Origin of the sequence: Alcaligenes pakistanensis (assembly GCF_014652815.1) — a bacterium.
Classification (GTDB): Bacteria; Pseudomonadota; Gammaproteobacteria; order Burkholderiales; family Burkholderiaceae_B; genus Alcaligenes; species Alcaligenes pakistanensis.
Genome location: NZ_BMZN01000001.1, coordinates 161,816 through 188,538, shown reverse-complemented (window position 1 = coordinate 188,538; position 26,723 = coordinate 161,816). Strand labels below are relative to the sequence as shown.

At 55.2% G+C, this 26,723-nt stretch carries 25 protein-coding genes; 21 read left to right on the top strand and 4 right to left on the bottom strand.

The features are described 5' to 3' along the window. Positions 1-21 precede the first annotated feature (21 nt). From IE156_RS00880 to IE156_RS00865, 4 genes are all read left to right on the top strand, one after another. Entirely contained in the window at positions 22-867 is an 846-nt protein-coding gene (locus tag IE156_RS00880) for an SPOR domain-containing protein (protein ID WP_189390615.1), read from the top strand. Beyond that, a complete protein-coding gene (locus IE156_RS00875; protein ID WP_094196828.1) occupies positions 864-1,352 on the top strand; it encodes a CvpA family protein in 489 nt (162 codons plus the stop codon). The genes IE156_RS00880 and IE156_RS00875 overlap by 4 nt, the downstream gene beginning before the upstream one ends. A gap of 23 nt (positions 1,353-1,375) precedes the next feature. Continuing rightward, the gene (gene purF / locus IE156_RS00870; protein WP_189390614.1) at positions 1,376-2,860 is read left to right on the top strand and encodes an amidophosphoribosyltransferase; all 1,485 of its coding nucleotides are present in this window, start codon (positions 1,376-1,378) and stop codon (positions 2,858-2,860) included. Between the two features lie 273 nt (positions 2,861-3,133). Continuing rightward, a complete protein-coding gene (locus IE156_RS00865; RefSeq protein ID WP_189390613.1) occupies positions 3,134-4,351 on the top strand; it encodes a serine hydrolase domain-containing protein in 1,218 nt (405 codons plus the stop codon). A 67-nt stretch (positions 4,352-4,418) separates the two neighbouring features. On the opposite strand, the gene IE156_RS00860 is transcribed toward IE156_RS00865, so the two are convergent. The 4 genes from IE156_RS00860 to map are packed head-to-tail and all read right to left on the bottom strand — an operon-like array spanning position 4,419 to position 9,019. Next, entirely contained in the window at positions 4,419-4,919 is a 501-nt protein-coding gene (locus tag IE156_RS00860) for a disulfide bond formation protein B (protein WP_189390612.1), read from the bottom strand. A 4-nt stretch (positions 4,920-4,923) separates the two neighbouring features. Continuing rightward, the gene (locus IE156_RS00855; RefSeq protein WP_189390611.1) at positions 4,924-5,637 is read right to left on the bottom strand and encodes a MarC family protein; all 714 of its coding nucleotides are present in this window, start codon (positions 5,635-5,637) and stop codon (positions 4,924-4,926) included. Then, the gene (locus IE156_RS00850; protein WP_189390610.1) at positions 5,637-8,216 is read right to left on the bottom strand and encodes a [protein-PII] uridylyltransferase; all 2,580 of its coding nucleotides are present in this window, start codon (positions 8,214-8,216) and stop codon (positions 5,637-5,639) included. The genes IE156_RS00855 and IE156_RS00850 overlap by 1 nt, the downstream gene beginning before the upstream one ends. 2 nt (positions 8,217-8,218) lie before the next feature. Next, a complete protein-coding gene (map, locus tag IE156_RS00845; RefSeq protein WP_189390609.1) occupies positions 8,219-9,019 on the bottom strand; it encodes a type I methionyl aminopeptidase in 801 nt (266 codons plus the stop codon). 622 nt (positions 9,020-9,641) lie between these two features. Here map and rpsB point away from each other — a divergent pair. The 17 genes from rpsB to IE156_RS00760 all read left to right on the top strand — a co-directional run. Next, positions 9,642-10,391, top strand: coding sequence for a 30S ribosomal protein S2 (gene rpsB / locus IE156_RS00840; RefSeq protein ID WP_189390608.1), 750 nt, complete (start codon positions 9,642-9,644; stop codon positions 10,389-10,391). 111 nt (positions 10,392-10,502) lie between these two features. Continuing rightward, positions 10,503-11,381 carry a translation elongation factor Ts gene (gene tsf, locus IE156_RS00835; protein ID WP_189390607.1) on the top strand — a complete coding sequence of 293 codons (879 nt, stop codon included), beginning with the start codon at positions 10,503-10,505 and terminating at the stop codon, positions 11,379-11,381. A 93-nt stretch (positions 11,382-11,474) separates the two neighbouring features. Next, on the top strand, positions 11,475-12,191 hold the full coding sequence (gene pyrH / locus IE156_RS00830) for a UMP kinase (protein ID WP_189390606.1): 717 nt from the start codon (positions 11,475-11,477) through the stop codon (positions 12,189-12,191). Between the two features lie 19 nt (positions 12,192-12,210). Beyond that, a complete protein-coding gene (gene frr / locus IE156_RS00825) occupies positions 12,211-12,771 on the top strand; it encodes a ribosome recycling factor (protein WP_189390605.1) in 561 nt (186 codons plus the stop codon). Positions 12,772-12,796: 25 nt separating this feature from the next. Further along, the gene (gene uppS / locus IE156_RS00820; protein ID WP_189391348.1) at positions 12,797-13,561 is read left to right on the top strand and encodes a polyprenyl diphosphate synthase; all 765 of its coding nucleotides are present in this window, start codon (positions 12,797-12,799) and stop codon (positions 13,559-13,561) included. A 13-nt stretch (positions 13,562-13,574) separates the two neighbouring features. Next, positions 13,575-14,429: a phosphatidate cytidylyltransferase gene (locus IE156_RS00815; protein ID WP_189390604.1), complete on the top strand. Its 855-nt coding sequence runs from the start codon at positions 13,575-13,577 to the stop codon at positions 14,427-14,429. Positions 14,430-14,469: 40 nt separating this feature from the next. Further along, a complete protein-coding gene (locus IE156_RS00810; protein WP_189390603.1) occupies positions 14,470-15,672 on the top strand; it encodes a 1-deoxy-D-xylulose-5-phosphate reductoisomerase in 1,203 nt (400 codons plus the stop codon). Positions 15,673-15,683: 11 nt separating this feature from the next. Beyond that, positions 15,684-17,006, top strand: a complete 1,323-nt coding sequence (gene rseP, locus IE156_RS00805; protein WP_189390602.1) for an RIP metalloprotease RseP — start codon at positions 15,684-15,686, stop codon at positions 17,004-17,006. A 52-nt stretch (positions 17,007-17,058) separates the two neighbouring features. After that, positions 17,059-19,401 carry an outer membrane protein assembly factor BamA gene (gene bamA, locus IE156_RS00800; RefSeq protein ID WP_189390601.1) on the top strand — a complete coding sequence of 781 codons (2,343 nt, stop codon included), beginning with the start codon at positions 17,059-17,061 and terminating at the stop codon, positions 19,399-19,401. A gap of 61 nt (positions 19,402-19,462) precedes the next feature. Beyond that, entirely contained in the window at positions 19,463-20,017 is a 555-nt protein-coding gene (locus IE156_RS00795; RefSeq protein ID WP_189390600.1) for an OmpH/Skp family outer membrane protein, read from the top strand. A 6-nt stretch (positions 20,018-20,023) separates the two neighbouring features. Continuing rightward, the gene (gene lpxD, locus IE156_RS00790) at positions 20,024-21,157 is read left to right on the top strand and encodes a UDP-3-O-(3-hydroxymyristoyl)glucosamine N-acyltransferase (protein ID WP_189390599.1); all 1,134 of its coding nucleotides are present in this window, start codon (positions 20,024-20,026) and stop codon (positions 21,155-21,157) included. 13 nt (positions 21,158-21,170) lie between these two features. Further along, on the top strand, positions 21,171-21,626 hold the full coding sequence (gene fabZ, locus IE156_RS00785) for a 3-hydroxyacyl-ACP dehydratase FabZ (protein ID WP_189390598.1): 456 nt from the start codon (positions 21,171-21,173) through the stop codon (positions 21,624-21,626). Positions 21,627-21,629: 3 nt separating this feature from the next. Beyond that, positions 21,630-22,418 carry an acyl-ACP--UDP-N-acetylglucosamine O-acyltransferase gene (lpxA, locus tag IE156_RS00780; RefSeq protein ID WP_189390597.1) on the top strand — a complete coding sequence of 263 codons (789 nt, stop codon included), beginning with the start codon at positions 21,630-21,632 and terminating at the stop codon, positions 22,416-22,418. Positions 22,419-22,498: 80 nt separating this feature from the next. Further along, positions 22,499-23,680: a lipid-A-disaccharide synthase gene (gene lpxB, locus IE156_RS00775; RefSeq protein ID WP_229840998.1), complete on the top strand. Its 1,182-nt coding sequence runs from the start codon at positions 22,499-22,501 to the stop codon at positions 23,678-23,680. Further along, on the top strand, positions 23,677-24,303 hold the full coding sequence (gene rnhB, locus IE156_RS00770; RefSeq protein ID WP_189390595.1) for a ribonuclease HII: 627 nt from the start codon (positions 23,677-23,679) through the stop codon (positions 24,301-24,303). The genes lpxB and rnhB overlap by 4 nt, the downstream gene beginning before the upstream one ends. Then, positions 24,290-25,072 (top strand): TrmH family RNA methyltransferase, encoded by a 783-nt coding sequence (locus IE156_RS00765; RefSeq protein WP_189390594.1) that lies wholly within the window; start codon positions 24,290-24,292, stop codon positions 25,070-25,072. The genes rnhB and IE156_RS00765 overlap by 14 nt, the downstream gene beginning before the upstream one ends. Positions 25,073-25,330: 258 nt before the next feature. Further along, a partial coding sequence (locus IE156_RS00760; RefSeq protein WP_189390593.1) for an amidase occupies positions 25,331-26,723 on the top strand: 1,393 nt, incomplete at its 3' end.

Sequence of the window (26,723 nt, the reverse complement as noted above, 5' to 3'; positions counted from 1 at the left end):
TATTTCATAGGTCTAGGGCTCATGGGTTTATTTTCACGTAACGATACTTCCTCATCGTCGGGTCGCCGCTCGAGTTCTTCCAGCGATTCACAATTATCGGAACTGCGTGGACGGGCTCGACGCCGTCTGATCGGCGCGCTCGCCCTGGTTCTGGCGGTTGTGGTGCTGGTTCCTATGCTGACCGCTGATAAAACGCCACCCGAGCCGGAGCAATCCCTGGCTTTGGGGCCTATTGGTCAAACGACAGGGCAGGGGACAGTGCAGCAGCCTCGCCCCGGTGAGTTGATCGTGCAGGAAAACACGTCCACTCCGGCGATCGAGCAGCCCGATGAGCCGCTTGTCACCGACCCCTCCAGTACAGATGGCAGTGTGGCCGTACTCAATCCCGGTCTGGAAACTGATCCGGCCCATGTCACCACAACGACACCTCCTCCAGTCAGCACGCCGACTCCCGTGCCAGCACGCCCAGAACCTGCCAAACCGGTAGAAAAGCCCAAGCCTGTTGAGAAACCAAAGCCTACTCCACCGGCACAGGGTAATCGCACGGATGATGGTTCCTATGCCTTGGCTTTGCTGGAAGGTCGTACCCCAGACAAACCCGCCCCTGCTGCCAGCAAGCCTGCTGTGCAGCAAGGCAACTTCATTTTGCAGATCGTCGCCTATTCCAACCAGAACGATGCCCAGTCGCGTCGTGATCAGCTGGTATCGGCCGGTGTGACCAACGCCTATATAGAAACGGCACAAAGCGGTGGCAAGCCAACCTATCGTTTGCGCGTGGGACCGTTCCCTACCCGTGAAGCGGCTCAGGCAGCCCAGGCCCGCTTGCGCTCACTCGGTTACGAGAACAGTTTTATCTCGGCTAAGTGAGCAGCTTCGACTATATCGTCCTTGGAATTGTGGGTGTGTCAGGCCTGCTGGGCCTGATACGCGGATTGATCAAGGAAGTTCTTTCGCTCAGCGCCTATTTGTTGGCTTTCATGGCCGCAATCTGGTGGGGGCCACGCACATCAGGCTGGATACAAGTCTGGATAGAAAACGGCTTATTACGTACGGCTTTGGCCTACGGAGCCGTTTTTTTTATGGTCTTGTTGCTGGTGGGCTTATTGAATATGCTGCTGGCGAGTCTCATAGAGCAAACGGGTTTGACGCCTGCCGATCACGGCCTGGGCGGTTTGTTTGGTTTGGCTCGCGGTGTGCTGCTGGTACTGATTCTGGTGATCTTGGCCGGGCATACCGATTTACCTAAAGAACCGTGGTGGGAGCAGGCCAAGCTGGCCGAGCCTGCGATCCGCGCGGTGCAGTCGATTAAGGCCATGCTGCCGCCGTCTTTGGCAGAATGGCTACCTTATTGAGAACACACTAACGGGAACCAATCATGTGTGGAGTTGTAGGGGTTGTTGCGCGTAACCCTGTAAATCAGTTGATCTATGACAGTTTGCTCTTGTTGCAGCACCGCGGGCAGGATGCGGCGGGGCTGGCGACCTGGCACGACCAGTTTTTCAGCATGCACAAAGCCTTTGGGCTGGTGCGGGACGTGTTCCGCACCCGTAATATGCGCTCCTTGCCAGGTAATAGCGGCATCGGCCATGTACGTTACCCTACCGCAGGCTCCAGCCAGAGCGTAGAAGAGGCACAGCCGTTTTACGTCAATGCTCCTTTTGGCATCAGCTTTGTGCATAACGGCAATCTGACTAACTGGCGCCAACTGCGCGAAGAGCTGTTCACTATTGACCGTCGCCATATCAACACCAACTCAGACTCCGAGGTTCTGTTGAACGTGTACGCTCACGAACTGCAGCGCGCCGCAACAGGTCCCGAGCTGTCCCAGGACGAGGTTTTTGAGGCGGTTGCAGCCGTTCATCGCCGTGCGCGCGGCGCGTATGCCGTGGTCTCGCAAATTGCCGACTTCGGTCTGGTAGCCTTCCGTGACCCTAATGGGATTCGCCCTCTGTGTCTGGGTCGCAATATGACCGACAAAGGCGAAGAGTGGATGGTGGCCTCGGAATCGGTCGCCGTGACCGGTTGTGGTTTCGAGTTGATCCGCGATGTGGAGCCCGGCGAGGCCATTATTGTAGATCTGGACGGCAATTTGACCAGCCGTCAGTGCGCTGAGAACCCACGACTGAATCCCTGTGTCTTTGAGTACGTGTACTTCGCCCGTCCGGATTCCACCGTTGATGGTGTGTCGGTCTACGATGCTCGTTTGCGTATGGGTGTGTACCTGGCTGAAAATGTCGCCAAGAACCTGCGTCTGGCTGATATCGATGTGGTTATGCCCATTCCGGACTCGGCACGCCCTTCGGCAATGCAATTGGCCGCGCATCTGAAGCTGGATTACCGCGAAGGCTTCATCAAGAACCGCTACATCGGTCGCACCTTCATCATGCCTGGTCAGGAAGTTCGTAAGAAGTCCGTGCGTCAGAAGCTGAGCGCGATTCCGATGGAGTTCCGTGGCAAGAATGTGCTGTTGGTGGATGACTCCATTGTGCGTGGCACCACCAGCCGTCAGATTGTCGATATGGCACGTGCTGCCGGTGCTAACAAGGTGTTTTTTGCTTCGGCCGCACCACCGGTACGTTTTCCGAACGTATACGGCATTGATATGCCTACCGTATCTGAACTGATCGCCACCGGTCGCGATGTAGATGATGTGGCCAAGGAGATCGGTGTGGATGGTCTGGTGTATCAAGACCTGCACGATCTGGAGCAGTCCCTGCGCGATTTGAACCCTCGCTTTGCGGGTTTTGAGTCTTCCTGCTTTAGTGGTGAGTACGTGACAGGCGATGTGGATGAGGCCTATTTGAATCTTTTGGCTGAAGGCCGTGAGAATGGTCGTGATGTACCGGATGTGACCGATTGATAGCCTTGTGCTGTGCTGGAATAGAAACCCGCTTTTATAGCGGGTTTTTTTATATTTTTATTTTTTATGTGTTTTTTTATTTTTATAAGAATTTTTATTTTTTATTTAGGTTTTAATTATTAGCCAATTTTATAAAATAAAACTATCTTCTTTTGGTTTTTAATAATTATCTATTCGTTTTTTTATTTTGGATTCTTTGTGAATTAACTTATATTTTCTTTGTTTCTTTCGATGAATCATGAGCGCAGCTGCTCAGTCTATCTGGATGCAAAGATGAAAGATCTAAATGGAAATACAGAATCGGACTTGGCATTGGGTATAGCTGATGTGAACGCCGAGCACCATAACAAGGCTTCGTCCCAAATTAATTTTCCTGTTTTACATCAATTTCTTGAACAGGCCTTGAGCCGGAATCAAGTCATGGGGGCCGTGGTGCTGGTAGCGTATCAAGGCCAATTGTTATTGAACTTTGCGGGCGGCTGGGCAGATAAAGAACGTGTTCAAGTCATGCAAGAAGAGACGGTATTCAGATTGGGCTCGCTGAGCAAGTCAGTCAGCTCCTGGATGACGTTGTGTTTGATCGAGCAGGGGCTTATGTCCTTGAAGGACCGAATTACCCGCTATCTTCCTCACTTTTCTCCCTGCTTCGACGCCATTTGCCCGCCTATTTCTATTCATCATCTGCTTACCCATACCTCTGGACTTAGTTATCGTTTTATCGATGGAGAGGATGGCTTATATGCGCAGGCTCAAATCAGTGATGGTGTGGATCGTCCTGATCTGGATTGGCAGGAGAATTTCCGTCGAATCAGTTCTGTGCCACTGCGATTCTCACCTGGTACAGGCTGGCGTTACTCTTTAGGTGTCGATGTAGTCGGGCAGGCCTTGCAAACCGCGTCGGGGAAAGGCTTGCCAGAGCTGTTGGAAGATACGATCAGTCGCCCTTTGGGTTTGAGGCACTGTTCCTTTTATGTGCGGGACCATTTTCAGATGGCCGCCCATTATCAAAATCAGGCAGGGCGTTTGACACGTGTAGACCGTGTATTGGATCTGGGTATTGGGGTATTGCGATTTGATGAAAAGAGCATGTCGCAGCCGTCTTCTCCCGTTTATGCCGGAGGGTCCATGTTGGGTTCCGGTCCTGATCTGATGCGCATATTGCTGGCACTGCGTAACGGTCATTTGCTATCCGACGCGGGCTATCAGGCGCTGTTGACGGATCATGTGCCGTATTCCTCCAAGTGTATGTGGCGCGATTGGGGCTATACCTATGGTGCTGCTATTTCCAGGCAAGAGCCGGATCAGGCCATGCCCATGTCGGCTGGCAGCCTGCAATGGGTGGGTGCTTTCGGGCAGAAGTGGATGTTTGACCCGCAGCAAGATGTGATTATTGTCAGCATGACCAATACCGCCCCAGAGGGTTTGTTTGGTGCCTTTCCAGATCAGGTTCGAGATGCCGTTTATAGGGATCTGGGTTTGATGCCAGCCTAGTTGTACAAGCTACAAAAAAGCCCTGCTGGAAGCAGGGCTTGGTGTGCATGGGGCGTGCAGTAGGGGGTCAAGCGTTGGGGCGTTTGACCAGTGCAAGCAGCACACCCAGACCTAAAATAATAAACAGGCCCAGGCTCCAGTATGCGTATTCAATCCCGAGCAAAGGTTGGCGGGCATCCATGCAAGAGGCATAGATACCAAACAGCCACGGCAGTCCGCTTTCCAGGCCAGATTGGGTAATGAAGCGATCAGCAAAGGTTTGGTCGCAACTGAACAAATGCTGGGCGACTGAGACCTGATACCAGGCCGCCAGAATACCGCCTACGGCGGTTGCCAAGGCCAGCAAGCTGGCGACTGTGGAGCTGCGCGGATGGCCTAATTGACGCAGTACACCCGCGGCCAGACTGAACAGACCCAAGACAATGAATATCAGGCGCTGCAACACGCACCAAGCGCAGGGCGGGATGCTGAAGAAGTGCTGGGAGATCAGGGCAACGCCGACTGCCAAGAACGACAGCAGGGCGATCAGGTAGTAGGGCACAGCAGACTGGCGAAGAGAAGCGGCCATGGTATTAGGTGGGGCTCAAAGAGTAAAAGGTAGATGCTTCGTGCAGCAAACCCAGGAAAAGTTCATGGAAACCGGCCCAGGTAATTTGTACGCCCAAACACAAAAGAATGAAGGCGGACAGGCGCATCACGACAGCCGTGCCATTTTTACCCAGCTTATACAGAAATTGCGATGCAAAACGTAAGGCCAGAAACACAATAAAACTGGCGGCTGCAATGGCGGGCAGGGCTCCGGCCAGTTTGCTCATCGTTCCAGTGACCGAATTGTCATGCAAGGTTGCGCCTACTGTCAGGGCCGCCGACAGCGAGCCGGGACCGCACAGCATGGGGAAGGTCAGGGGGTAAAAAGCCTTGGAGCGAATTTGCTCCCAGGAGTAGGACTCGGCCATATTCTGGGCATGGGCTGCATCAAAGTCCGAGGCATTGATCAAGCGCCAGGCTGTGCCAATGACCAGCAGGCCCCCGCCGATACGAATAATGGGCAGGGAAATGCCGAAGAAATTCAGCACGATATTGCCGGCCACCATGGCAACGGCCAGCATGATGAAAATATTGATGGAAACCTTCTTGGCCAGACGAGAGCGGTCAGGAACACTGGCGCCTTCGGTCAGGGTCAGGAAGATGGGGGCCGCCGCGGGCGGGTTGAGCATGGGCAACAGCGTTGCCAAGGCAAACAGAAAGCTGCGGCTGACATCAGCGAGTACGGAGGAGATTTCCATTAAGACGGGGTAGCTTGTTGAGAGAGGGCTAAGCGTACATCGCGCTCCAGGCGCAATTGATTACGGTTTTGTTCCAAAGCGGCACCACTAAGGATAAAGACGTCTTCAACACGGTCGCCCAAGGTCATGACTTTGGCAGAGCGCAATCGTACGTCGTGGTGCTCGAAGACTTGGGCGAGACTGTACAACAAACCTCGTCGGTCTGTGGCACTTAGCGTCAAAATCCAGTCTTGGCCCTTGTCATCTGGGCGCAGGTCTACAGTGGGCTGGATGGGAAAGACGCGTGCCCGGCGCGAGCGTACGTCGCGATAGTGATAGTTCGTGTATTCGATTGGGGGTAGGTCCTGCTCCAGAGCCTGGCATAGCTCGGTTTCAATCAGCAAGGGGTCGCGTCGCAAGGCGTGATCATAGGCAGGCAACATAACAATAAAGCTATCCAGCGCCCAGCCATGGCGGGTGGTGTAGATGCGGGCGTCCTGAATGCTGACGGCCTGGCTGTCAAAGTACCGACAGATGCGCAGAAACAGGCCGCTGGCGTCTTTGGTATAGACCAGGACCTGCAAGGCATCGGTTTGCCCAGCAGGGCGAATACGTACTATGGGCGTCAGGCTGTGGGCCTGGTGATACAGCTGTATCGTGTGCCAGGCAATTTCACTGGCGTCGTGGCGCAGGAAATACGGTTTATCCAACCACTGCCAGAAATCTTCGCGAGCATCATCTAGCAGCCCGGCCATGCGTATCTCGCCAGCCGCATCGCGCTTGCGCTGATCCAGCACGGATACGCCATCTTTGGCCTGACGTCCCAGCGCGGCCAGCGTCAGGTTATACAGGTCTTCCAGTAGCTTGCCTTTCCAGGAATTCCAGACTGTGGGACTGGTGGCGCGGATATCGGCCACGGTCAGCAGATATAGGGCGGTTAAACGGCGCTCTGTACCCACGGTTTGCAGGAATTGGAAGATCACATGTGGATCGCTCAGGTCACGCTTCTGGGCCACCTGCGACATGCTCAGGTGTTCACGGACCAAAAAAACAACCAGTTCGGCATCGACGGGCATCAGGCCATGATCCTGGCAGAATGCCAGTGCGTCCTGGGCGCCGAGTTCGGAATGGTTGCCGCCGCGTCCTTTGGCAATGTCATGAAACAGGGCGGCGATGTATAGCAGCCAATGACGGTCAAAGCTGCTCATCAACTGGTTGGCCATGGACAGCTCTTCGCTGTGCTCAGCCATGGTAAAGCGGCGCAAATTGCGGATGACTTTCAGGGTGTGCTCGTCCACGGTGTAAGCATGGAACAGGTCGTGCTGCATCTGGCCCACCACACGTCGGAAGACGGGCAAGTAACGAGGCAGCAGATTGAGCAGGTTCATCAGCCGCAGCGTATGCACAATACCTTTGTTCTGCTGCAAAATTTCCAGAAACAGGCGTCGATTACGCGGTTCAGTCCGGAATTTGGCATCGATCAGGCGGCGAGCATGCCATAAGGCGCGCAAGGTATCTGCTTTCAAACCACGTAGATTGGGCTGCTGCTGTAAGTGCAGCATGGCCACAAAGATCTGGGAGGGATCGCGCTCAAAGCCATCAGGCTGGCGCAGCTCAAGCTGGCCGTGATGAATCTGGAAGTGCGGGTCCAAAATCTGCGGAGCTTGGTCTGTTTGCGGAAACAGGTGCTCTTCGATGCTGCGCATCAAGATCAGATTGAGCTGGCTGACAATTTTGGCCGCCCAGTAGTAGCGCTGCATCAGCAATTCACTGGCACGGCGGGTGGCGGTGGGCTGAAATCCGTAGATTTCCGCCAGGCGGGGCTGCAGGTCAAAGAGCAGTCTGTCTTCGGCGCGGCCTGTCAGCAAATGCAGTTCGATGCGCAGACGCTTGAAGGCTTCTTCTACACGTTGCAAGGCTTTCAGTTCTGGCTGGGTCAGCAGCTCGGACTGCGCCACATCGACCCAGGTACGGCCCAAACCAGCGGCGCGAGCCATCCAAAGCAGCACTTGCAGATCGCGCAGGGCGCCTGGAGACTCTTTGCAGTTAGGCTCCAGGGAATAGGGCGTATCTTGCAAATGCGCGTGGCGCTGTTGTTGTTCCGCTTGTTTGGCTAAAAAGAAAGCCTGGGGGTCCATCTGGCTTTGCAGCTGCTGCTGTGCATGACGAAGCAGCAGCCGTGAACCCGCCAGCCAGCGGCTTTCCAACATCGCGGTTTCAGTGGTGATGTCTTGGCTGGCCTGCTCCAGGCATTGGGCGGCTGTAGCCACATTGTGGCTAGGGGCCAGACCTATGTCCCACAGGGCTGCAATCAGGGCCTGGATGCGATCAATATCCTGCGCATTGGGCTCACGCTGCAAAAGGATCAGCAAGTCCACATCCGAATGCGGATACAGCTCACCACGGCCATAGCCACCCAGGGCAGCCAGGCTGGCCTGGTGGGGCAGTGGATAGCGGTCTAGCAGCTCACGCAGGCCCTGGTCGCAGATCTGGCACAGGCTTTTCAGCAGGCGATCGCAATGCAAGTCCTGCCGGAAGCGCTCGTAGGCCCGAGCCCGGCGGCCAGTAATTCTGTCGCGAAGCTGGGCCAGGAAGGACATGATTACGCCTTGATGATGGCCGGAGGGGCAGGCATGCCGGGCGAGACGGTCAGCACTTCGTAGCCGGTGTCGGTGACCAGTACAGCGTGCTCCCATTGTGCCGACAGGCTGTGATCACGGGTAACAACCGTCCATTGGTCCGCCAGGGTGCGCAGTTCGCGACGGCCAGCGTTGATCATGGGCTCAATGGTGAAGATCATGCCGGTCTCCAGTTTGATACCGGTGCCGGGTTTGCCGTAATGCAGTACTTGTGGGTCCTGATGGAATTTTTGGCCCACGCCGTGTCCGCAATATTCGCGTACCACGGAAAACCCTTGTTTTTCGGCGTGCTGTTGAATGGCGTGGCCCACATCACCCAAGGTGGCGCCGGGTTTAACCTGATCAATACCCAGCCACATACATTCATAGGTGGTTTCGGTCAGGCGACGGCCCAGGATGCTGGGCTCTCCGATATAGAACATACGGCTGGTGTCACCAAACCAGCCATCTTGAATAATGGTGACGTCCATATTCAGAATGTCGCCATTTTTCAACACTTTATCGCCGGGAATGCCGTGACAAATAACGTGATTGACGGAGGTGCAAATAGAGCCTGGGAAGGGCGGATAGCCGGGGGGCGCGTAGCCAACCGTAGCGGATTTCACCCCTAGTTCGGCGATGCGCTCCTTACACAGGCGGTCCAACTCGCCGGTGGTGACGCCTGTTTTGACGAAGGGAGTCAGGTAGTCAAGGATGGAGGCCGCCGTCTGGCAAGCAGCGCGCATTTTATCGAGATCAGTGGGGTCTGTGACGAGAATACTCATAGCAACTTGAACAGGTCTATTGAAAAATAGTAGAATTATAGGCTTTTGTGAATTTTGCAGTGGCGCATCGGCCGGTTTAGGCCTTTGAACACCGCGCCGTATCTGGGTTTTCTCTATCTTGGCCGCTTGGATTTCAGACGATCTACATCGTTCAGGTCGGGTGAGTCGGGTAGCAGCGAAGCGAATACGGGCAAGATTCACAACGAATAGATGGCCAGCGGGTCTCAGGAACAGTCGCTAGTCGCAAATGCGATCACAGCAGCGCTAACAGCAGGATGGTTAGACAAGGCAGCCAGGCTGACTTGCACATTCAGTGCTGCAGCCCGGTTCTTGTTCAACACGTGCTGGCCAATCCAATCCTCTAGGATACACCTGCGAACAGTGCGCTGTATGCAGGGGGTGACCAGAAAAGTTACAGGCTTGGGCCCGGCGGGCGGATATTTCATCTGCTTGACGGCGCGAGTCCGTTGTAGTGCAGGCGTACGCTCATGTTGGGCGACGTTTTATTGTAGTTAAGTTGTAAATCGCGTGACTGCCCGTCTCGGGGTGTCTGGAATGCGGCGAAAGCTGCGGCCCTTACCGGATACCGGGTAGTTACAAGACCAAACCCTTGGAGAACTTTATGTCTTTAATGCGTGAAATGCTGGAAGCTGGTGTGCACTTTGGCCACCAAACCCGTTACTGGAACCCCAAGATGGCTCCGTTCATCTTCGGTCAACGTAACAACATCCACATCATCAACTTGGAAAAAACCGTCGTCCAGTACGAGGAAGCAACCAAGTTTGTGCGTCAATTGGCTGCTCGTGGCGGCAATGTTCTGTTCGTTGGCACCAAGCGTGCTGCTCGCGAACTGGTGGCTGCTGAAGCCGAACGTTGTGGCATGCCTTTCGTTGACAGCCGTTGGCTGGGTGGCATGATGACCAACTTCAAGACGGTCAAAACCTCCATCAAGCGTCTGAAAGAAATGGAAGGTCAGTTGGCTGAAGGCCGTCTGGAAACCATGAGCAAGAAAGAAGCCCTGATGTTCGAGCGCGAACTGGAAAAGCTGAACAAGGCTATCGGTGGTATCAAAGACATGAACACTTTGCCTGAAGCACTGTTCGTGATCGACGTTGGCTACCACAAGATTGCTGTGGCTGAAGCTCGCACACTGGGTATCCCAGTGGTGGCCGTGGTTGATACTAACCACTCGCCAGAAGGTCTGGATATCGTGATTCCAGGTAACGATGACTCGGCCAAGGCTATTGCCCTGTACGCCCGTGGTATGGCTGACGCCGTGTTGGCTGGTCGCGAACAGAACCTGAACGGTCTGGTTGAAGAGATCGCTGCTGATGAAGAGTTCGTCGAAGTTCAGGCTGACGCTCAGGAGTAATGGGTTCACGGCTGTCTGCCAGACACATTAAGTTGTCATGGCAGGCAGCTACAGTGGCCTTTCGTATCGCCCCGGCTTGCCGGGGCATGTTCTACAGAATTGGAGAGAATCGTGGCTCAAATCACCGCATCGATGGTTAAAGAATTGCGCGAGAAGACTGACGCGCCCATGATGGAATGCAAAAAAGCACTGACCGAAGCCGATGGCGACATGGCCCGTGCTGAAGAACTCTTGCGCGTGAAGCTGGGCAGCAAGGCGAGCAAAGCCGCTAGTCGCGTGACTGCTGAAGGCCTGGTTTCGGTTTACATCGCTGACGATGCCAAGACTGGCTCCGTGGTTGAAGTGAACTGCGAAACCGACTTTGTTGCCAAGAACGATGATTTCATCGGTTTTATCAACGACGTCGCCCAACTGGTTGCCAAGCACAACCCCGCTGATCTGGCTGCTCTGGCTGAACTGCCACTGGCTGACAGCAACGTTGAAACCGTGCGCACCGCACTGGTTGGCAAGATTGGTGAGAACATCTCGATCCGTCGTTTCCAGCGCTACGAAACAGCCGGCCAGCTGGCCAGCTACATTCACGGTGGCAAGATCGGCGTATTGGTTGATTTCGCCGGTGGTGACGAAGAAGTCGGTAAAGATCTGGCCATGCACATCGCTGCCACTCGTCCTAAAGCACTGGATGCTTCGGGCGTGGACGCTGCCGAAATCGAAGCCGAGCGCTCTGTTGCTGCTCAAAAAGCCGCTGAATCGGGCAAGCCTGCTGACATCGTTACCAAAATGGTAGATGGCGCTGTGGCCAAGTTCCTGAAAGAAGTGACTCTGCTGAGCCAGCCTTTCGTCAAGAACGACAAGCAAAGCGTGCAGCAAATGCTGGACGAGAAAAAAGCATCGATCGCTGGCTTTACCCTGTACGTTGTGGGTGAAGGCATTGAAAAGCGTGTTGAGGATTTCGCTGCTGAGGTAGCTGCTGCTGCCGGCCAAGCTTAATCTAGTTGGTTTTTTCAGGGCAGGCACCGTAGTGGCGGTGCCTGCCCTGCTGCTTTACACTCTCTTCTGTCTTCGTCACTTGGAATCCCACCCATGACTACCCCTCTTTACAAACGTGTCCTGTTGAAGCTTTCCGGCGAAGCGCTGATGGGCGAGGACTCGTTCGGTATTAATCGCAGCACAATCATTCGTATGACGGAGGAGATCGCCCAGGTTGCCCAGTTGGGGGTACAACTGGCTATCGTGATTGGCGGGGGCAATATCTTTCGCGGCATCGCACCCGGTGCCCAGGGCATGGATCGTGCCACGGCCGACTATATGGGCATGATGGCCACCGTCATGAACGCGCTGGCTTTGCAAGACGCCCTGAAGCACCGAGGCCTGGATGCCCGCGTGCAATCTGCTCTGAATATTGAGCAGGTGGTCGAGCCTTACATTCGTCCCAAAGCATTGCGTTATTTGGAAGAAAATAAAGTTGTTATTTTTGCGGCTGGCACGGGTAACCCGTTTTTCACCACTGATACGGCAGCGGCGTTGCGCGGTGCTGAAGTGGGCGCGGAAATCGTACTGAAAGCCACTAAAGTCGATGGCATCTACAGTGCCGACCCTAATAAAGACCCAGGCGCGACCCGTTATGCCCGCATCAGCTTTGACGAGGCCATTGTGCGTCGTCTGGAAATTATGGATGCAACCGCGTTTGCCTTGTGCCGTGATCAGAAATTACCGATTAAGGTATTTTCCATCAACAAGCCCGGCGCGTTGACGCGTGCGGTTTGTGGCGAGGACGAGGGTACCCTGGTTCACGTTTAAAGTTATAGGAATTTAGTCCATGAGTCTTTCCGATATTAAAACATCGACCGATAACCGTATGGGCAAGTCCCTGGAGTCTCTCAAGACGGGCTTGGCCAAAATTCGTACTGGCCGCGCTACGGCAGGCTTGCTGGATCATGTTCAGGTCGAATATTACGGTTCAATGGTTCCTGTCAGCCAAGTGGGTAACATCACGGTGGTCGACGCCCGTACCCTGAATGTACAGGTGTGGGAAAAGCATATGGCTGGCCCGATTGAAAAAGCCATTCGCGACAACGAGCTGGGTTTGAACCCTATTTCCATGGGTGAGAGCATTCGTGTTCCTATGCCTGCCTTGACCGAAGAGCGTCGCCGCGATTTGGCCAAAGTGGTGCGTGGTGAAGGCGAAGATGCCAAAGTGGCGATTCGCAATCTGCGTCGGGATGCCAATGACACGCTCAAAAAGCAAGTTAAGGACAAGGAAATCTCCGAGGACGACGAGCGTCGTGCTCAGGAAGAAGTCCAGAAACTGACAGACAGGTATGTGGCTGAGGTCGACAGGCTGATTGCCCAAAAAGAAGCCGAGATCATGACGGTCTAACGGCTCTTAAACAGGTGGCTAGGTGATTTCTTTCAGTTCTACCCAAACTATTCCGGAACACGGTCAGGTTCCCGGCCACCTGGCGATTGTCATGGACGGCAATGGGCGATGGGCTACCCGTCGTCTGTTGCCACGCACGGCAGGTCATTTGCGGGGTGTGCAAACCGTCCGACGCATTGTCGAGTCCTGTGGTGAGCTTGGCGTGCGTTATCTGACCCTCTTTGCTTTTAGCTCCGAGAACTGGCGACGACCTCCTGAAGAGGTGTCCTTGTTAATGGGGCTGTTCGTCAAGATGCTGCAAAAAGAAGTGGCAACACTGAAAAAAAACGGCGTCCGACTTCATATCATTGGCGAGTTGTCCGCTTTCAGCGAGGAGTTGCGTGAGCTGATTGCCGATGCGCAAGAAAAAACGCGCGATAACGACACCTTGCATTTGACGATTGCTGCCAATTACGGCGGTCGCTGGGATATTTTGCAGGCGACCCAAAAAGCGTTGGCAGCTCATCCCCATTTGGTCGATCATCCCGAACAGCTGGATGAGGCCATGTTCAGCCCCTATTTAGCGATGTCTTACGCTCCTGAGCCGGATTTGTTCATCCGCACGGGCGGAGAGCGTCGTATTTCCAATTTTCTGATCTGGCAGATGGCCTACACCGAGCTGTACTTCACCGACGTGTACTGGCCGGATTTTGACCGGGCGCAGTTGGAGCAGGCCTTCGAGTGGTATCGTGGTCGCGAACGGCGCTTTGGGCGCACCAGTGCCCAGGTGCAGGGTTCGCCCGCGCCTTGACGGAGCCTTATCTATGTTGAAACAACGAGTCATCACTGCCGTGATCATGCTGATCATTTTGGGCGCGGCCATGCTTGCTCCGGTACGCTGGCCATTGTTGGCTATTTTTGTTGTGATGAGCTCCCTTGCCTGCTGGGAGTGGGAGCGCCTGAGCCTGTCGCTGGAACAGCAACGCTGGGCCTGGCCCTTGGCCTTGCTCAACGGAGCCCTGATGCTGTGGCTTAGCGTGTACTGGTACGACACAGGGCCACAAGGACAGGCCGCGGATTTGGTCTATCGCGCTTTGGTGCCACTGGTGGCGGCATTGTGGGTGCTGGGAGCCACAGGCCTGGTCTTGCAGGGACAGGCAAGCCAACGTGCGCAAGGCGTTCTGTTGAGCGTGATGGGTGTGTTGGCTCCTTTGGTCGCGTGGGCAAGCCTGTATCTGTTTTTGCATACGCAGGGCATCATCTATGTGCTTTCTTTACTGGTCTTGATCTGGGTGGCCGATATTGCCGCTTATTTTGCGGGCCGTGCTTTTGGCAAAGCCAAGCTGGCGCCGCGTGTCAGTCCCGGTAAAACCTGGGCGGGCGCCATAGGTGGGATGGTCGCGGCAGCTCTGTGGATGGTGATCAGCGCCAATTGGCCTGGCAGTTTTGCAGCCGATGTGCTGCAGCGTGGCGGCTGGGTAGCGACAGCTGCTTTGGGTGTTGCCCTGGCCGCCTTGTCGATTGTTGGTGACTTGTTTGAGTCCCTGCTCAAGCGTCGTGCCGCTGTTAAAGATTCCAGTCAGTTATTGCCCGGCCATGGCGGGGTATACGATCGCATCGATGCGTTATTGCCCGTAGCGCCCGTGGCTTTGCTTTTAAGTGGGACATGGCTCTTTTGATCCTGTGTGGATTTAAAGTGTTTGCCTCAAGGAACGACTTATGAGTTTCCAGCATGTTTGTGTGTTAGGAGCCACCGGCTCTATTGGTGTCAGCACACTGGATGTGATTGCCCGCCATCCGGACCGGATGGCTGTCTATGCCTTGAGCGGGCACAGCCGCATGGAATTGCTGGCTCAGCAAGCCCGTGACAGTGCCGCCCGTGTGGTTCTGGTGCCCGATGACGCGGCACGCAGCCGTTTTCTGGCGGCCTGGCAGGGCGGCGTCCTGCCCGAAATTCGGGTCGGGGCTCAAGCTCTGGCCGATACCGCGGCAGATCCTCACGTGACCACCGTGATGGCGGCCATTATTGGGGCGGCGGGTTTACCTTCTGCCCTGGCCGCAGCCCGTGCCGGCAAGCGTCTCTTGCTGGCTAATAAAGAAGCCTTGGTGGCTGCCGGGCGTATTTTTATGCAGGCGGTGCAAGAGGGTGGGGCGCAGTTGCTACCCATCGATTCCGAGCACAGCGCGATCTATCAATGTCTGGCCGGTGAGTTACCTGCTGAGCCGGGCCAGCCTGTAGTGGGCCTGCGCCGATTATTGGTGACAGCCTCGGGCGGGCCATTTCGTTCGCGTAACTTGTCTGAATTGGAGGCGGTTACGCCGGAGCAGGCTTGTGCTCACCCGAACTGGAGTATGGGGCGCAAGATTTCCGTTGATTCGGCCACCATGCTCAATAAAGGTCTGGAAGTCATCGAAGCGCACTGGTTGTTTTCTGTGCCAGTTGATCAGATAGATGTCGTCGTACATCCGCAAAGCGTCATCCACTCCATGGTCGAGTACATAGATGGTTCGGTCATGGCGCAGCTAGGCCAGCCTGATATGCGTACTGCCATTGCCTACGGCCTTGGCTTTCCTGAGCGTCTGTATAGCGGCTTGGGCTTGCTGGATTTGGCCACCATGGGTCGTCTGGACTTTGAGCAACCCGATTTTCTGCGCTTCCCCTGTTTGAAACTGGCTTACGACGCCTTGCGCAGCAGCCAAGCGGCGTGCGTGACCTTAAACGCCGCCAATGAAATTGCGGTGGACCGGTTTCTGGAAAGGCAGATTGGCTATACTCAGATTCCGGCCGTCATTGAGCATTGTTTGGACAGGCTTAATGGCCGAGCCAGCCAGGCCCTGGATGCCCTGGATGGTGTCCTGGAGCTGGATAGCGAAACCCGTTCGCTAGCGCTGGATTACTGTCGTCTTTCTGCGCGTATTTAACAGGAATTAACATGTTTTTCACCGTTCTGGCTTTCTTGGTAGCCTTGGGCGTGCTGGTGACTTTTCACGAGCTGGGCCACTACTGGGTTGCACGCCGTTGCGGTGTCCGTGTAGAGCGTTTTTCTATTGGTTTTGGCAAGGTGCTGTATCGACGCCTCGATAAGAACGGCACCGAATGGGCTGCATCGGCCCTGCCTTTAGGCGGCTACGTCGCCATGCAAAATGATCCGCCTGCCCATGCAACGCAGGCGCAGATCAATGAATCCTTTAATCACAAACCACTTCGACAGCGGGCCGCGATTGTGCTGGCCGGCCCAATGGCGAACCTGATTCTGGCGGTTATCATCTACGCCTTTGTCGGTTTGCTGGGTACCCAGGAGCCAATCGCCCAGATTGGTCCCGTCCCAGCAGAGACGCCGGCGGCTCAAGCAGGTTTTCAGGCCGGCGATCGGCTGATCTCGGTCGATGGCAAAACGGTTGATTCCTGGCTACAAGCACGCTGGGCCTTTATGGATGCCTTGTCCTCGGGTGGCGAACTGCAGGTAGGGGTGCAGGACGCTCTTGGGCAAGAGCAAAATCGTTACCTGACTTTGCCGGCTGGCGAAATCCTGCCTGATGGAAGAGACTTGATGGCCCAGGCGGGGCTTATGCTTCGTCCTGCTCGCTCTATCGTCCAAGAGGTGTTTAAAGACAGTGCGGCCGAACAGGCGGGCTTACAGAAAGACGATGTAATCCTCAGACTGGACAGTTTGGTCGAGCCTGGTATCAGCCAGTTTGTCCAAAAGGTGCAACAATCGGCAGGTAAAACCCTGGAGCTGGACGTGCTGCGGGCGGGCGAAATTCAACGCTTGCTGGTCACCCCCCAGGGCGACGCAGATACGCAAGGCCGTATTGGTGCGCAGGTAGCCATGGATATGCCCATGACGCTGGTGCGTTATGGCCCCATTGAGAGTGTGCAGCGCGGTTTTTCCCGTACGGGGCAGACCTTCTGGTTCTCTTTAAAGATGATCGGGCGCATGATTACCGGGGAAGTCTCTGTACGTAATGTCAGCGGGCCGGTTACTATTGCGGATTATGCAGGTCAGACGGCGCGTATTGGCTTTATTGCCTACTTGAATTTCTTGGCCCTGATCAGTATTAGCATTGGTTTACTCAATTTATTGCCCGTACCTATGCTGGACGGGGGGCATCTACTGTACTATGCCATCGAAGCCGTGCGCGGCAAGCCGGCTTCCGAGCGTATGATGCTCGTCGGTCAGCGCGTGGGCCTGGCCTTGTTGGCCGTGCTGATGAGTATTGCTTTTTTTAATGACATCACCCGTCTTTTCAGTTGAGAGCGGGTGGCATACAATTTCCAACCATTTGACCGACCAAGGATTGTCCAGGATGTCGTTTAGCCGGAAACCTACTTTTGCGTTGCGTGTTCTGCCTTTATTGGTAGCAAGTCTGCTTGCTCCTGCCTTGGCGAATGCATTTGCACCGTTTGTCGTGCGCGATATTCAAGTCAACGGTATCCAGCGGGTCGACCCTGGCGCCGTGTTCGCGTCTTTGCCTGTCAAGGTTGGTGAGTCCTTCTCGGAAGAGCAAGCGGCCGACGCGATTCAGCGTCTGTATGCCACAGGCTTTTTCAGTGACGTGCAAATTGACACCGGCACTAACGTGCTGATCGTCAATGTCAAAGAGCGCCCGACCATTGCTTCCGTGTCCTTTAACGGTATGCGCGAGTTCGACGCCAAGAATATTACCAACTCCCTGGCTCAGGTAGGCTTTGGAGAAGGCCGGGTATTTGACCGTTCCATGTTGGAACGCGCCGAATTTGAACTGAAGCAGCAATACCTGTCCAAGGGCAAATACGGTGTGGAAATCACGCCTATCATCACGCCTTTGCCACGTAACCGTGTGGGCGTGAGCTTTGACATCTTTGAAGGTGGTCTGGCCAAGATCAAGGAAATTCGCATTGTAGGTAGCGAAGCTTTCTCGCAGGGCGACCTGCTCGACCAGATGGAACTGACCACCTCGGGCATGATGACCTGGTACACCGGTACCGACAAATACTCCCGCGAGAAGCTGGAAGGCGATATGGAGCGTATCCGCTCCTACTACCTGAATCGTGGCTTCCTGGAGTATTCGGCCGAGCCTCCACAAGTCTCTATCTCGCCTGACCGTAAAGACATTTTCATTACCCTGACCATTCATGAAGGTCAGCCCTACACGCTGAACAGCGTGAAGCTGGCCGGTGATCTGCTGGGTCTGGAAGACAAGATCCAGCCACTGGTTCAGCAGAAAGAAGGCGAGGTGTTCTCCTCGGATAAAACCAGCGGTACGGTTAAAGCCATTACCGACTACTTGGGTGGCCTGGGCTATGCGTTTGCAAACGCCAACCCCAATCCGGTGCTGGATCGCGAGAATCACACTGCGGACCTGACTTTCTACGTTGACCCAGGTCGTCGCGTCTATGTCCGCCGTATCGAGGTGGGTGGTAACGTCCGCACCCGCGATGAAGTGGTGCGTCGTGAAATGCGCCAGCAAGAGGCCGCTTGGTACGACTCGGATGCTATCAAGTTCTCGCGTGACCGTGTGGACCGCCTGGGCTACTTTAACGAAGTGGACGTGAACACTAAACCAGTTCCCGGTTCGCCTGACCAGGTGGACGTGAACGTGGCCGTTCAGGAAAAACCGACCGGCCTGGTTAACCTGGGTATTGGTTACGGTTCCACCGATAAATTGATGCTGTCGGCAGGTATCAGCCAGGACAATATTTTCGGTAGCGGTAACAGCCTGTCCTTACAGGTCAACACCAGTAAAGTGAACCGCGCCGCAGTGATCAGCCACACCAATCCGTTTTGGACTGGCGACGGCATCAGCAAGACCACTTCCATTTACTACCGTCGTACTACGCCTTACCAGTCCAACGATGGTTGGGGTGATTACCAGAACACGGCAATCGGTGGCGGTCTGAACTTTGGTGTGCCTATCTCTGAATACGACCGCGTATTCATGGGTGTGAATTTCGAGCACAACAAGCTCTCGCGTCTGAGCCCGGAGTACACACCACGTGCCTATCAGGATTACGTGAATGAGTACGGCGAAGGCACCAATACCTTTATTTTCAACCTGGGTTGGTCCAAAGATACCCGCGACAGCGCTATTGCACCTAACAAGGGTAGCCTGACCAGTCTGTCGGCTGATATGGGTACGGTGGACCTGCGCTACTACATGTTGCGCGCCAGCCACCAGCACTACATTCCACTGGGCCGTGCGTACACCTTGGCTCTGAACGGTGCGATTGACTACGGTCGCAGCATTGGTGGCAAGTCATTCCCAGTGATTAAGAACGTGTATGCCGGGGGTATTGGTTCGGTACGTGGCTACGAAGGGGCTTCCCTGGGTGGCCGAGACACTTTGACGGGTGACTATCTGGGTGGCTCGCGTCGTATGATCGCCAACGCTCAGTTGTACCTGCCATTCCCGGGTGCATCGCGTGACCGTACGCTGCGTTGGTTCGTCTTTGCCGATGCCGGTAAAGTGGACAACACCAGCGGTGGTTGCCCAATGGGTCGACCCGATCGTGTATCGGAAGACCCATGCGGCTGGAAATACGCTGCAGGTTTGGGCTTGTCCTGGGAATCGCCACTGGGTCCTCTGCAGTTGTCTTACGGCCGCGCCTTGCGCGCCAAGGAAGGCGACGATAAGCAGGCCTTCCAGTTCCAGATTGGTACCGCTTTCTGATGTTCGTGTTTAGTGGCACAATTGCACTATTCTGCAGCCTAATTAGCAAGGTAGATTTTTCATGAAGTCAAACATCGCATTAAAACTTACAAACATCGCCCGCAGCTTGTCGCGTGGCAATAAAGCGCTCGTTCTGGCTGCCGCGCTGGGTGTCGGCGCCATGACCGCTGCACCTGTTGTTCAGGCACAGACCAAAATTGGTTTTGTCAGCACAGAGCGCATCTTGCGTGATTCCAAGCCGGCTAAAGCGGCTCAGACCAAGATCGAAGCCGAGTTCAAACGCCGCGACGAAGAACTGGAGCGCTTGGCTAATAACCTGCGCTCGCAAGCTCAGAAATTCGACAAGGACGCCCCTGTGCTGTCCGAGTCCGACCGTGTGAAGCGTCAGCGTCAGCTGGCTGATCTGGACTCCGATTTGCAGCGCAAGCGCCGCGAATTCCAGGAAGACTTCAACCGTCGTCGTAACGAAGAGTTCTCGGCCATTGTTGAGCAGGCTGATGCCGCCATCAAGCGTATTGCTGACTCCCAAGGCTACGACCTGATCATCCAGGACGCCGTCACGGTCAGCCCACGTGTGGATATCACCGAGGAAGTCCTGAAAGCACTGGGCGGTTGATGCACTATGCCGGTATTGCTGAACGTTGATCAGGCTGTACAGCTGTCTGAACTCATAGACGCCATCAACAAGACCGGACTGGATTGCAAGCTGCCAGAAGGCATTAAAGAGCCTACGCCCCGGATTCGGGGCCTAGGCTCTTTGCTTTCTGCGGGCCCGGAGGAAATCAGCTTTCTGTCCAATCCCAAAATGCAGGATCTGCTGGAGCAGACATCTGCTGCAGTGGTGATTTTGACGCCGCAAGTCTATGAAGGCCTGAGCGCCACACCCTCTTTTGTGCCGGTCCTGTGCTCGCAACCTTATCTGATGTATGCGCTGTTGGCGCAGCGTTTTGATCAGGTGCGTATGGCGGATTTGCCCGCCGGTATTCATCCCAGTGCGGTCATCGATCCCAGCGCTCAATTGGGCGAAGGTGTGTCGGTGGGGCCCTTCTGTGTGGTGGAAGCCGGGGTTCGCATTGGGCGCGGCACGCGCCTGGGAGCGCACTGTGTTATCGGTGCAGGCTCCACCTTGGGCCAGGATGGTCTACTGCATGCGCGTGTCACTCTGTATCACCAGGTGCATATTGGCGATCGCGTCATTCTGCATTCGGGCGTCGTGCTGGGGGCAGACGGTTTTGGTTTTGCGCCGGATCCTGTGAAAGGAAAGGGTGCCTGGGCCAAGATTGCGCAGATCGGCCACGTGCGCATTGGTGATGATGTTGAAATTGGTGCCAATACCACGGTCGATCGTGGTGCGCTGGATGACACCGTGCTGAGCGACGGCGTCAAGCTGGACAATCAAATCATGATCGGGCACAACGTGCAGGTCGGCGAGCACACCGCCATGGCGGCTTGTGTGGGGGTGGCCGGCTCGACCCAAATCGGGGCGCGTTGCACGATTGCGGGGGCAGCCATGCTCTCGGGGCACTTGGTTTTGGGCGACGATGTACACGTCTCTGGCGGTACGGCTGTCACGTCCAATATCAGCCAGCCTGGACGTTATACAGGGGTGTATCCCTTTGCTGGACACCAGGACTGGCAGAAAAATGCTGCCGTATTGGGGCAACTGAGCGGTTTGCGTCGTCGTCTGCGTTCTTTGGAACGTCAACAGGCTGATGGTGCAAACGAATCATCTGAACATATCAATAAACAAAAATAAGCAGGACAGGACAATGGAACTCGACATTCGACAAATTATGGATCGCCTTCCTCATCGTTACCCGATGCTGCTGGTTGATCGCGTCTTGGAACTGGTGCCCGGCAAGAGCATCGTCGCCATTAAAAACGTGTCGATGAATGAACCCTTTTTTACCGGGCACTTTCCGCATATGCCGGTGATGCCAGGGGTTTTGATCATTGAAGCCATGGCTCAGGCAGCGGCCTTGTTTTCCTTTACCGATCCCGAAGATCCGTACGCCAAAGTGGACAATAAATTGGCCTACTATCTGGTTGGTGTGGATGGGGCTCGTTTTCGCAAGCCTGTTATGCCGGGCGATCAATTGCGTCTGGAAGTCGTTGCTGACCGGATCAGCCGCGCTTTGTGCAAGTACACCGGCCGTGCACTGGTCGACGGCCAGGTGGTTGCTGAAGCCAAAATTATGTGTGCTATCCGTCAATTGGAAGAGTGATTTATGCGTATTCATGAAACGGCCATCATCGAAGCAGGCGCAACGCTGGCAGATGATGTTGAGGTCGGGCCCTACAGCATTATTGGGCCCAATGTCACGATTGGTGCAGGCACGAAAGTTGGCCCTCACTGCGTGATTGATGGGGTGACCACAATCGGTCGCAACAACCATTTTTACCGTTTCTGCTCCATCGGGGGCATGCCGCAAGATAAGAAGTACGCTGGAGAACCGACTCGCCTGGAAATGGGCGATGGCAATATGGTGCGTGAGTACGTCACCATCAATACCGGTACGGTGCAAGACGTAGGCGTGACCCGTGTTGGCAATGACAACTGGATCATGGCCTACACTCATATTGCGCACGATTGCCAGATTGGTAATCACACGATTATTGCCAATAGCGTCCAGCTGGGTGGTCACGTGCATATTGGCGATTGGGCTATCTTGGGTGGCTTGACTGCCGTGCATCAGTTTGGCCGTATTGGTGCGCATAGCATGATTGGTGGTACCAGCTCGGTACGCCAGGATATTCCTCCTTACGTCATTGGTGCGGGCGATCCGTTCCGTCCGGTTGGCGTTAATAGCGAAGGCCTGGGTCGTCGTAATTACTCGGCTGAAGCGATTTCTGCCGTCAAGGAAAGCTACAAACTGCTGTATCGCCGCAAACTGACGGTTGAGCAGGCGGTGGAGCAAATGCAGGTGTTGCAGCAAGCACAGCCTGATTGCCGTGACGCAGTACAGCTCATGATCGACTTTTTGAATGACTCCAGCCGGGGCATTTGCCGACCATGAGCAACGCCTCTAGCCCATTAGCGGCACGCTCAGCCGACTCGGGGCACACTGAGGCCAAAAAACGGGATCTGCGAGTGGGAATGGTAGCGGGGGAGCCTTCTGGTGATTTACTGGCGGCTCGCATCATTCAAGGCCTGCGCCAGGGTAGCCCTGGTATGCAGGTGGAAGGCATAGGCGGCCCAGAGATGGCTGCCCAGCAATTCCACCAACACTATCCCATGGATGCCTTGACGGTCTTTGGTTACGTCGAGGCCCTCAAACGTATTCCGGGCTTGGTTTCCACCTATTTGGGCATGCGCAATCACTATTTGCGCCAGCGTCCTGATGTGTTTGTGGGGATTGATGCACCAGACTTCAATTTACGCCTGGAGCATCGTTTGCGCCAGGCAGGCGTGCCCACGGTACATTTTGTGGGGCCTTCGATTTGGGCCTGGCGCTACGAGCGTATCCACAAAATCCGTGAAGCGGTTTCCCACATGCTGGTGCTGTTTCCTTTCGAGACCGAGATCTACGAAAAGGAAGGTATTCCCGTGACCTATGTGGGGCATCCACTGGCTGCCAATATTCCCTTGCAGCCGGATAAGGCTGATGCACGCCGCCGTCTAGGACTGCCGGAGTCAGGCCGTATCCTGGGTGTGTTGCCGGGTAGTCGCTCGTCCGAGGTCAAGATGTTGTCGCCGCGTTTTTTGCAAGCGGTACAAATCTTGCAGGATCAAGATCCTGATCTGACGATTCTGGTTCCGATGGTGAACCCCAAACGCAGGCAAGAGTTTGAAGAGGCGCTGGCACAGCATCCAGTACGCAATTTGCACCTTGTTGATGCCAATACCGCCGGTATCCGCGAACCGGATTCGGAAGGGGTGGTACGTCCACCCGCCTGGACGGTCATGGAAGCCAGTGATGCGGTTTTGGTCGCCAGTGGGACAGCCAGCCTGGAAACGGCGCTATACAAGCGTCCTATGGTTATTTCGTATGTACTCAGCCCCATGATGGAGCGCATCATCCGGTGGAAATCCGGTCAAGATAAGCCATACGTGCCTTGGGTAGGCTTACCTAACGTACTGGCCCGTGATTTTGTGGTGCCAGAGTTGTTGCAAGAGGATGCCCAACCGCAGAAACTGGCGCAAGCGTGTTGGAAAGCCTTAAGTGATCAGGATTATGTGGCACATATCGAGCAAGTCTTTACTGCTATGCATTTGACCTTGCGCCGTGATACGCCGGCTTTGGCGGCAGATGTTATTTTGAAGATGGCGCGTGGATGAAGCAGCTGGATTTATTAGTCAGTGATGCCTCGGCTGGACTGGTGGCGGGTTTGGATGAGGCGGGCCGTGGTCCCCTGGCCGGCCCGGTTTTTGCCGCTGCCGTTATTCTGGACCCCAATAATCCCATTGAAGGCTTGAATGACTCCAAGAAATTGACGGCCAAGCGGCGCGATGCGCTGGCGGTGTTGATCAAGGAGCGTGCGATATCCTGGGAAATTGCCAGCGCGACTGTGGCGGAAATTGATGACATCAACATCCTGCATGCCGCCATGCTGGCGATGCAAAGAGCGTGCAATGGCCTGAGCGTCAAACCGGAGCAGGCTTTAGTCGACGGTAACCGCATTCCGACTGGTTTGTGTTGTCCGGCTGAAGCCATTATCAAAGGGGATGCAAGCCATGCGGCCATTGCCGCTGCGTCCATTTTGGCTAAAACAGCTCGTGATGCGGTTTGTCTGGAATTGCATCGTGATTATCCCGAGTACGGGTTTGATCAACACAAAGGGTACGGCACCGCTTTGCATCTGCAACGCTTGTCCCAGCATGGACCGTGTCCAGAGCATCGTCGAAGTTTCGCGCCGGTACGCGCATCGTTTTTAGGTAAGCTGAAGAATGAGGCTGATTGAATCCAAAGATAATGCACTGTTCAAACGAGTGCAGCGCCTGGCTCACGACAAACGTGAGCTGGACGGAGACGATCAACTGATTTGGCTGGAAGGCATCCATCTGTGCCAGATGTGGCTGGAGCGGCGCGGCTTGCCCGAGCTGGCAGTGTTTGAGATGGACCGTCATTCAGAAGAGCTGCTGGAATTGGCTCGTTTTCTACCGGGCCATAGCGGCGTTATTTTCAACTCCACCTTGATGAATGCCGTCTCGCAGGTCGGCCAAGGCCAAGGGATAGGTTTTATCGTGCGTGTTCCCCGGACACCGGGCGGGAGCATCCCGATGGGCCGTGCAATTTTGCTGGATCAGGTTCAGGACCCCGGCAATGTTGGAACTGTATTGCGTACTGCAGTGGCAGTAGGTTTGGAGGCCGTATACCTGACGCCAGGCTGCGCCAGTGTGTGGTCACAAAAAGTGCTGCGCAGTGCCCAGGGCGCTCATTTTTCTATTCAACTGCATGAGCAAGTGGACGGAGTTGAATTGTTGGAAAAAGCCGCCTTGCCTGTGTTGGTAACCTCACTGGGGCCAGAGACTCAGGACTTGTACGATACGGCCTTGCCGGACAAAGCGATTTGGGTCTTCGGCAATGAAGGGCAGGGCGTCAGCCCGGCTTTGTTGGCCAAGGCCAGCCAGCGCGTATTTATCCCCCAGGCACCTGGGGTCGAGTCCTTGAACGTCGCCATCGCCACTGCCCTGTGTCTTTACGAGCAGCGACGCCAGCATAGCCGCTAGCCGTAGTGGCCTGCAAACCATCAAAATAATGCAGCTGTGCAGGGTAATCCTGTCTTGATGTTGCACTGATACCTGCTTGTAAAATCAGCTCAATCATTTAATACGGCGCCTAGTTATCAGTACGCTCACGCCTAGTGTATGACTGACTGGGTGCCTGTCTGCTTGCGGCTTGGAAACGACCGCATTGTCCTGTTGTATCGCTACATCGTTGGTATCCGGCTGGATTCTTAATCCTTGTTTTTTCAGATGAGGTCAACAATGAAACTGAGCGAATACGCGACTTATGATGCCCTGGCTTTGTCTGAGCTGGTCGCCAAGAGACAAATCAGTGCCCTAGAGTTGAGCCAGGTGGGCAAAAAAGCCATCGACGCACTTAATCCCAAAATCAATGCGGTGGTAGAGAGCTGGGATGCCGAGCTGGACCGGAACGCCGACCCCGACTCTGTTCTGTACGGCGTGCCTTTCTTGATCAAAGACCTGGCCATCACCATGAAGGGCAAGCGCTACGAGCTGGGCAGCAAACTGGCACAAGATAGGGTTATGGATGCGGATAGCACCTTGATGCGGCTCTACAAGGAGGCTGGCCTGCTCACGCTGGGACGCACCACGACTTCGGAGTTTGCCATCAGCACAACGACCGAAGCCCGCTGTGTAGGGCCGACCTTGAATCCCTGGAACCCGGCCTTTAATGCTGGTGGCTCAACCGGTGGTTCAGCGGCCGCTGTTGCGGCGGGGATGGTACCTCTGGCCCACGCGACCGATGGCGGTGGCTCTATCCGGGTGCCTGCGGCGGTAAATGGACTGTTTGGTTTAAAACCTACCCGGGGGCGGGTCTCTAGCGGCCCTTTGCAAGATGAGGTCTGGAGTGGCCTGCTGGCTCATCTGGGAGTCAGTCGCAGCGTACGCGATAGTGCCGCTTTATTGGATGCCATCAGCCGCCCCGGTATTGGGGAGCCGTATTACACGACAGCGCCCCCGCACAGTTTTTTGTCCTCAGTTAAAAAACACCCGGGGTCCTTGCGCATCGGCCTGATGCTGGATCCGCCCAGCGGAGACAAGACCCAATCCATGATTGCCGCTAAAGCGATTGACATGGCCTCGGTGCTGGAATCGCTGGGCCATAAGGTCGAGCCCTTGCAGTTTGATTCTGGAGTCAGCTGGGAGGCTTTTGTGCATGCTAATGCTCAGTTCTGGAATGTGAATACAGCCGCGTGGATAGACAGTATCGCGGCAGAGACTGGCCGCCCGATTGATGAGGCGTATTTAGAAAAAGCCACCCTGGCGGCCTATGCCTACGGCAAGAAGATCACGGGCATTGATATCTTGGGGGCGATTGCGGTACGCAATACCGTGTCGCGTAATCTGGGTGCCTATTTTCAGACTTACGACGTGCTGATGACGCCCACCGTGCCCACGTTACCGATGAAAATCGGCGAATACAACAAAGCACAGGACAATGTGGATGGTTTGGGCTGGATTGCTCACGTGTTCCGGCAGGCACCGTTTGCGGCGCTTGCCAATATCAGTGGCTCGCCTTCCATGTCCGTGCCTGCCGGGCAGGATGTCGCAACGTCTTTGCCCATAGGGATGATGTTTACGGCCGGTTATGGTCAAGAGTGCATGCTGTTTGGTTTGGCAGGGCAACTGGAGA

What these genes read in the sequence shown, in the direction of transcription:
- IE156_RS00880 (WP_189390615.1), top strand. Translation starts at nt 22, where the DNA reads ATGGGTTTATTTTCACGTAACGATACTTCCTCATCGTCGGGTCGCCGC.
- lpxB (WP_229840998.1), top strand. Translation starts at nt 22,499, where the DNA reads ATGGTAGCGGGGGAGCCTTCTGGTGATTTACTGGCGGCTCGCATCATT.
- map (WP_189390609.1), bottom strand. Translation starts at nt 9,019, where the DNA reads ATGAGTATTCTCGTCACAGACCCCACTGATCTCGATAAAATGCGCGCT.
- IE156_RS00765 (WP_189390594.1), top strand. Translation starts at nt 24,290, where the DNA reads ATGAGGCTGATTGAATCCAAAGATAATGCACTGTTCAAACGAGTGCAG.
- lpxD (WP_189390599.1), top strand. Translation starts at nt 20,024, where the DNA reads ATGCCGGTATTGCTGAACGTTGATCAGGCTGTACAGCTGTCTGAACTC.
- rseP (WP_189390602.1), top strand. Translation starts at nt 15,684, where the DNA reads ATGTTTTTCACCGTTCTGGCTTTCTTGGTAGCCTTGGGCGTGCTGGTG.
- rpsB (WP_189390608.1), top strand. Translation starts at nt 9,642, where the DNA reads ATGTCTTTAATGCGTGAAATGCTGGAAGCTGGTGTGCACTTTGGCCAC.
- purF (WP_189390614.1), top strand. Translation starts at nt 1,376, where the DNA reads ATGTGTGGAGTTGTAGGGGTTGTTGCGCGTAACCCTGTAAATCAGTTG.
- IE156_RS00810 (WP_189390603.1), top strand. Translation starts at nt 14,470, where the DNA reads ATGAGTTTCCAGCATGTTTGTGTGTTAGGAGCCACCGGCTCTATTGGT.
- lpxA (WP_189390597.1), top strand. Translation starts at nt 21,630, where the DNA reads ATGCGTATTCATGAAACGGCCATCATCGAAGCAGGCGCAACGCTGGCA.
- IE156_RS00865 (WP_189390613.1), top strand. Translation starts at nt 3,134, where the DNA reads ATGAAAGATCTAAATGGAAATACAGAATCGGACTTGGCATTGGGTATA.
- pyrH (WP_189390606.1), top strand. Translation starts at nt 11,475, where the DNA reads ATGACTACCCCTCTTTACAAACGTGTCCTGTTGAAGCTTTCCGGCGAA.
- IE156_RS00850 (WP_189390610.1), bottom strand. Translation starts at nt 8,216, where the DNA reads ATGTCCTTCCTGGCCCAGCTTCGCGACAGAATTACTGGCCGCCGGGCT.
- bamA (WP_189390601.1), top strand. Translation starts at nt 17,059, where the DNA reads ATGTCGTTTAGCCGGAAACCTACTTTTGCGTTGCGTGTTCTGCCTTTA.
- IE156_RS00860 (WP_189390612.1), bottom strand. Translation starts at nt 4,919, where the DNA reads ATGGCCGCTTCTCTTCGCCAGTCTGCTGTGCCCTACTACCTGATCGCC.
- IE156_RS00855 (WP_189390611.1), bottom strand. Translation starts at nt 5,637, where the DNA reads ATGGAAATCTCCTCCGTACTCGCTGATGTCAGCCGCAGCTTTCTGTTT.
- fabZ (WP_189390598.1), top strand. Translation starts at nt 21,171, where the DNA reads ATGGAACTCGACATTCGACAAATTATGGATCGCCTTCCTCATCGTTAC.
- frr (WP_189390605.1), top strand. Translation starts at nt 12,211, where the DNA reads ATGAGTCTTTCCGATATTAAAACATCGACCGATAACCGTATGGGCAAG.
- rnhB (WP_189390595.1), top strand. Translation starts at nt 23,677, where the DNA reads ATGAAGCAGCTGGATTTATTAGTCAGTGATGCCTCGGCTGGACTGGTG.
- IE156_RS00795 (WP_189390600.1), top strand. Translation starts at nt 19,463, where the DNA reads ATGAAGTCAAACATCGCATTAAAACTTACAAACATCGCCCGCAGCTTG.
- IE156_RS00815 (WP_189390604.1), top strand. Translation starts at nt 13,575, where the DNA reads ATGTTGAAACAACGAGTCATCACTGCCGTGATCATGCTGATCATTTTG.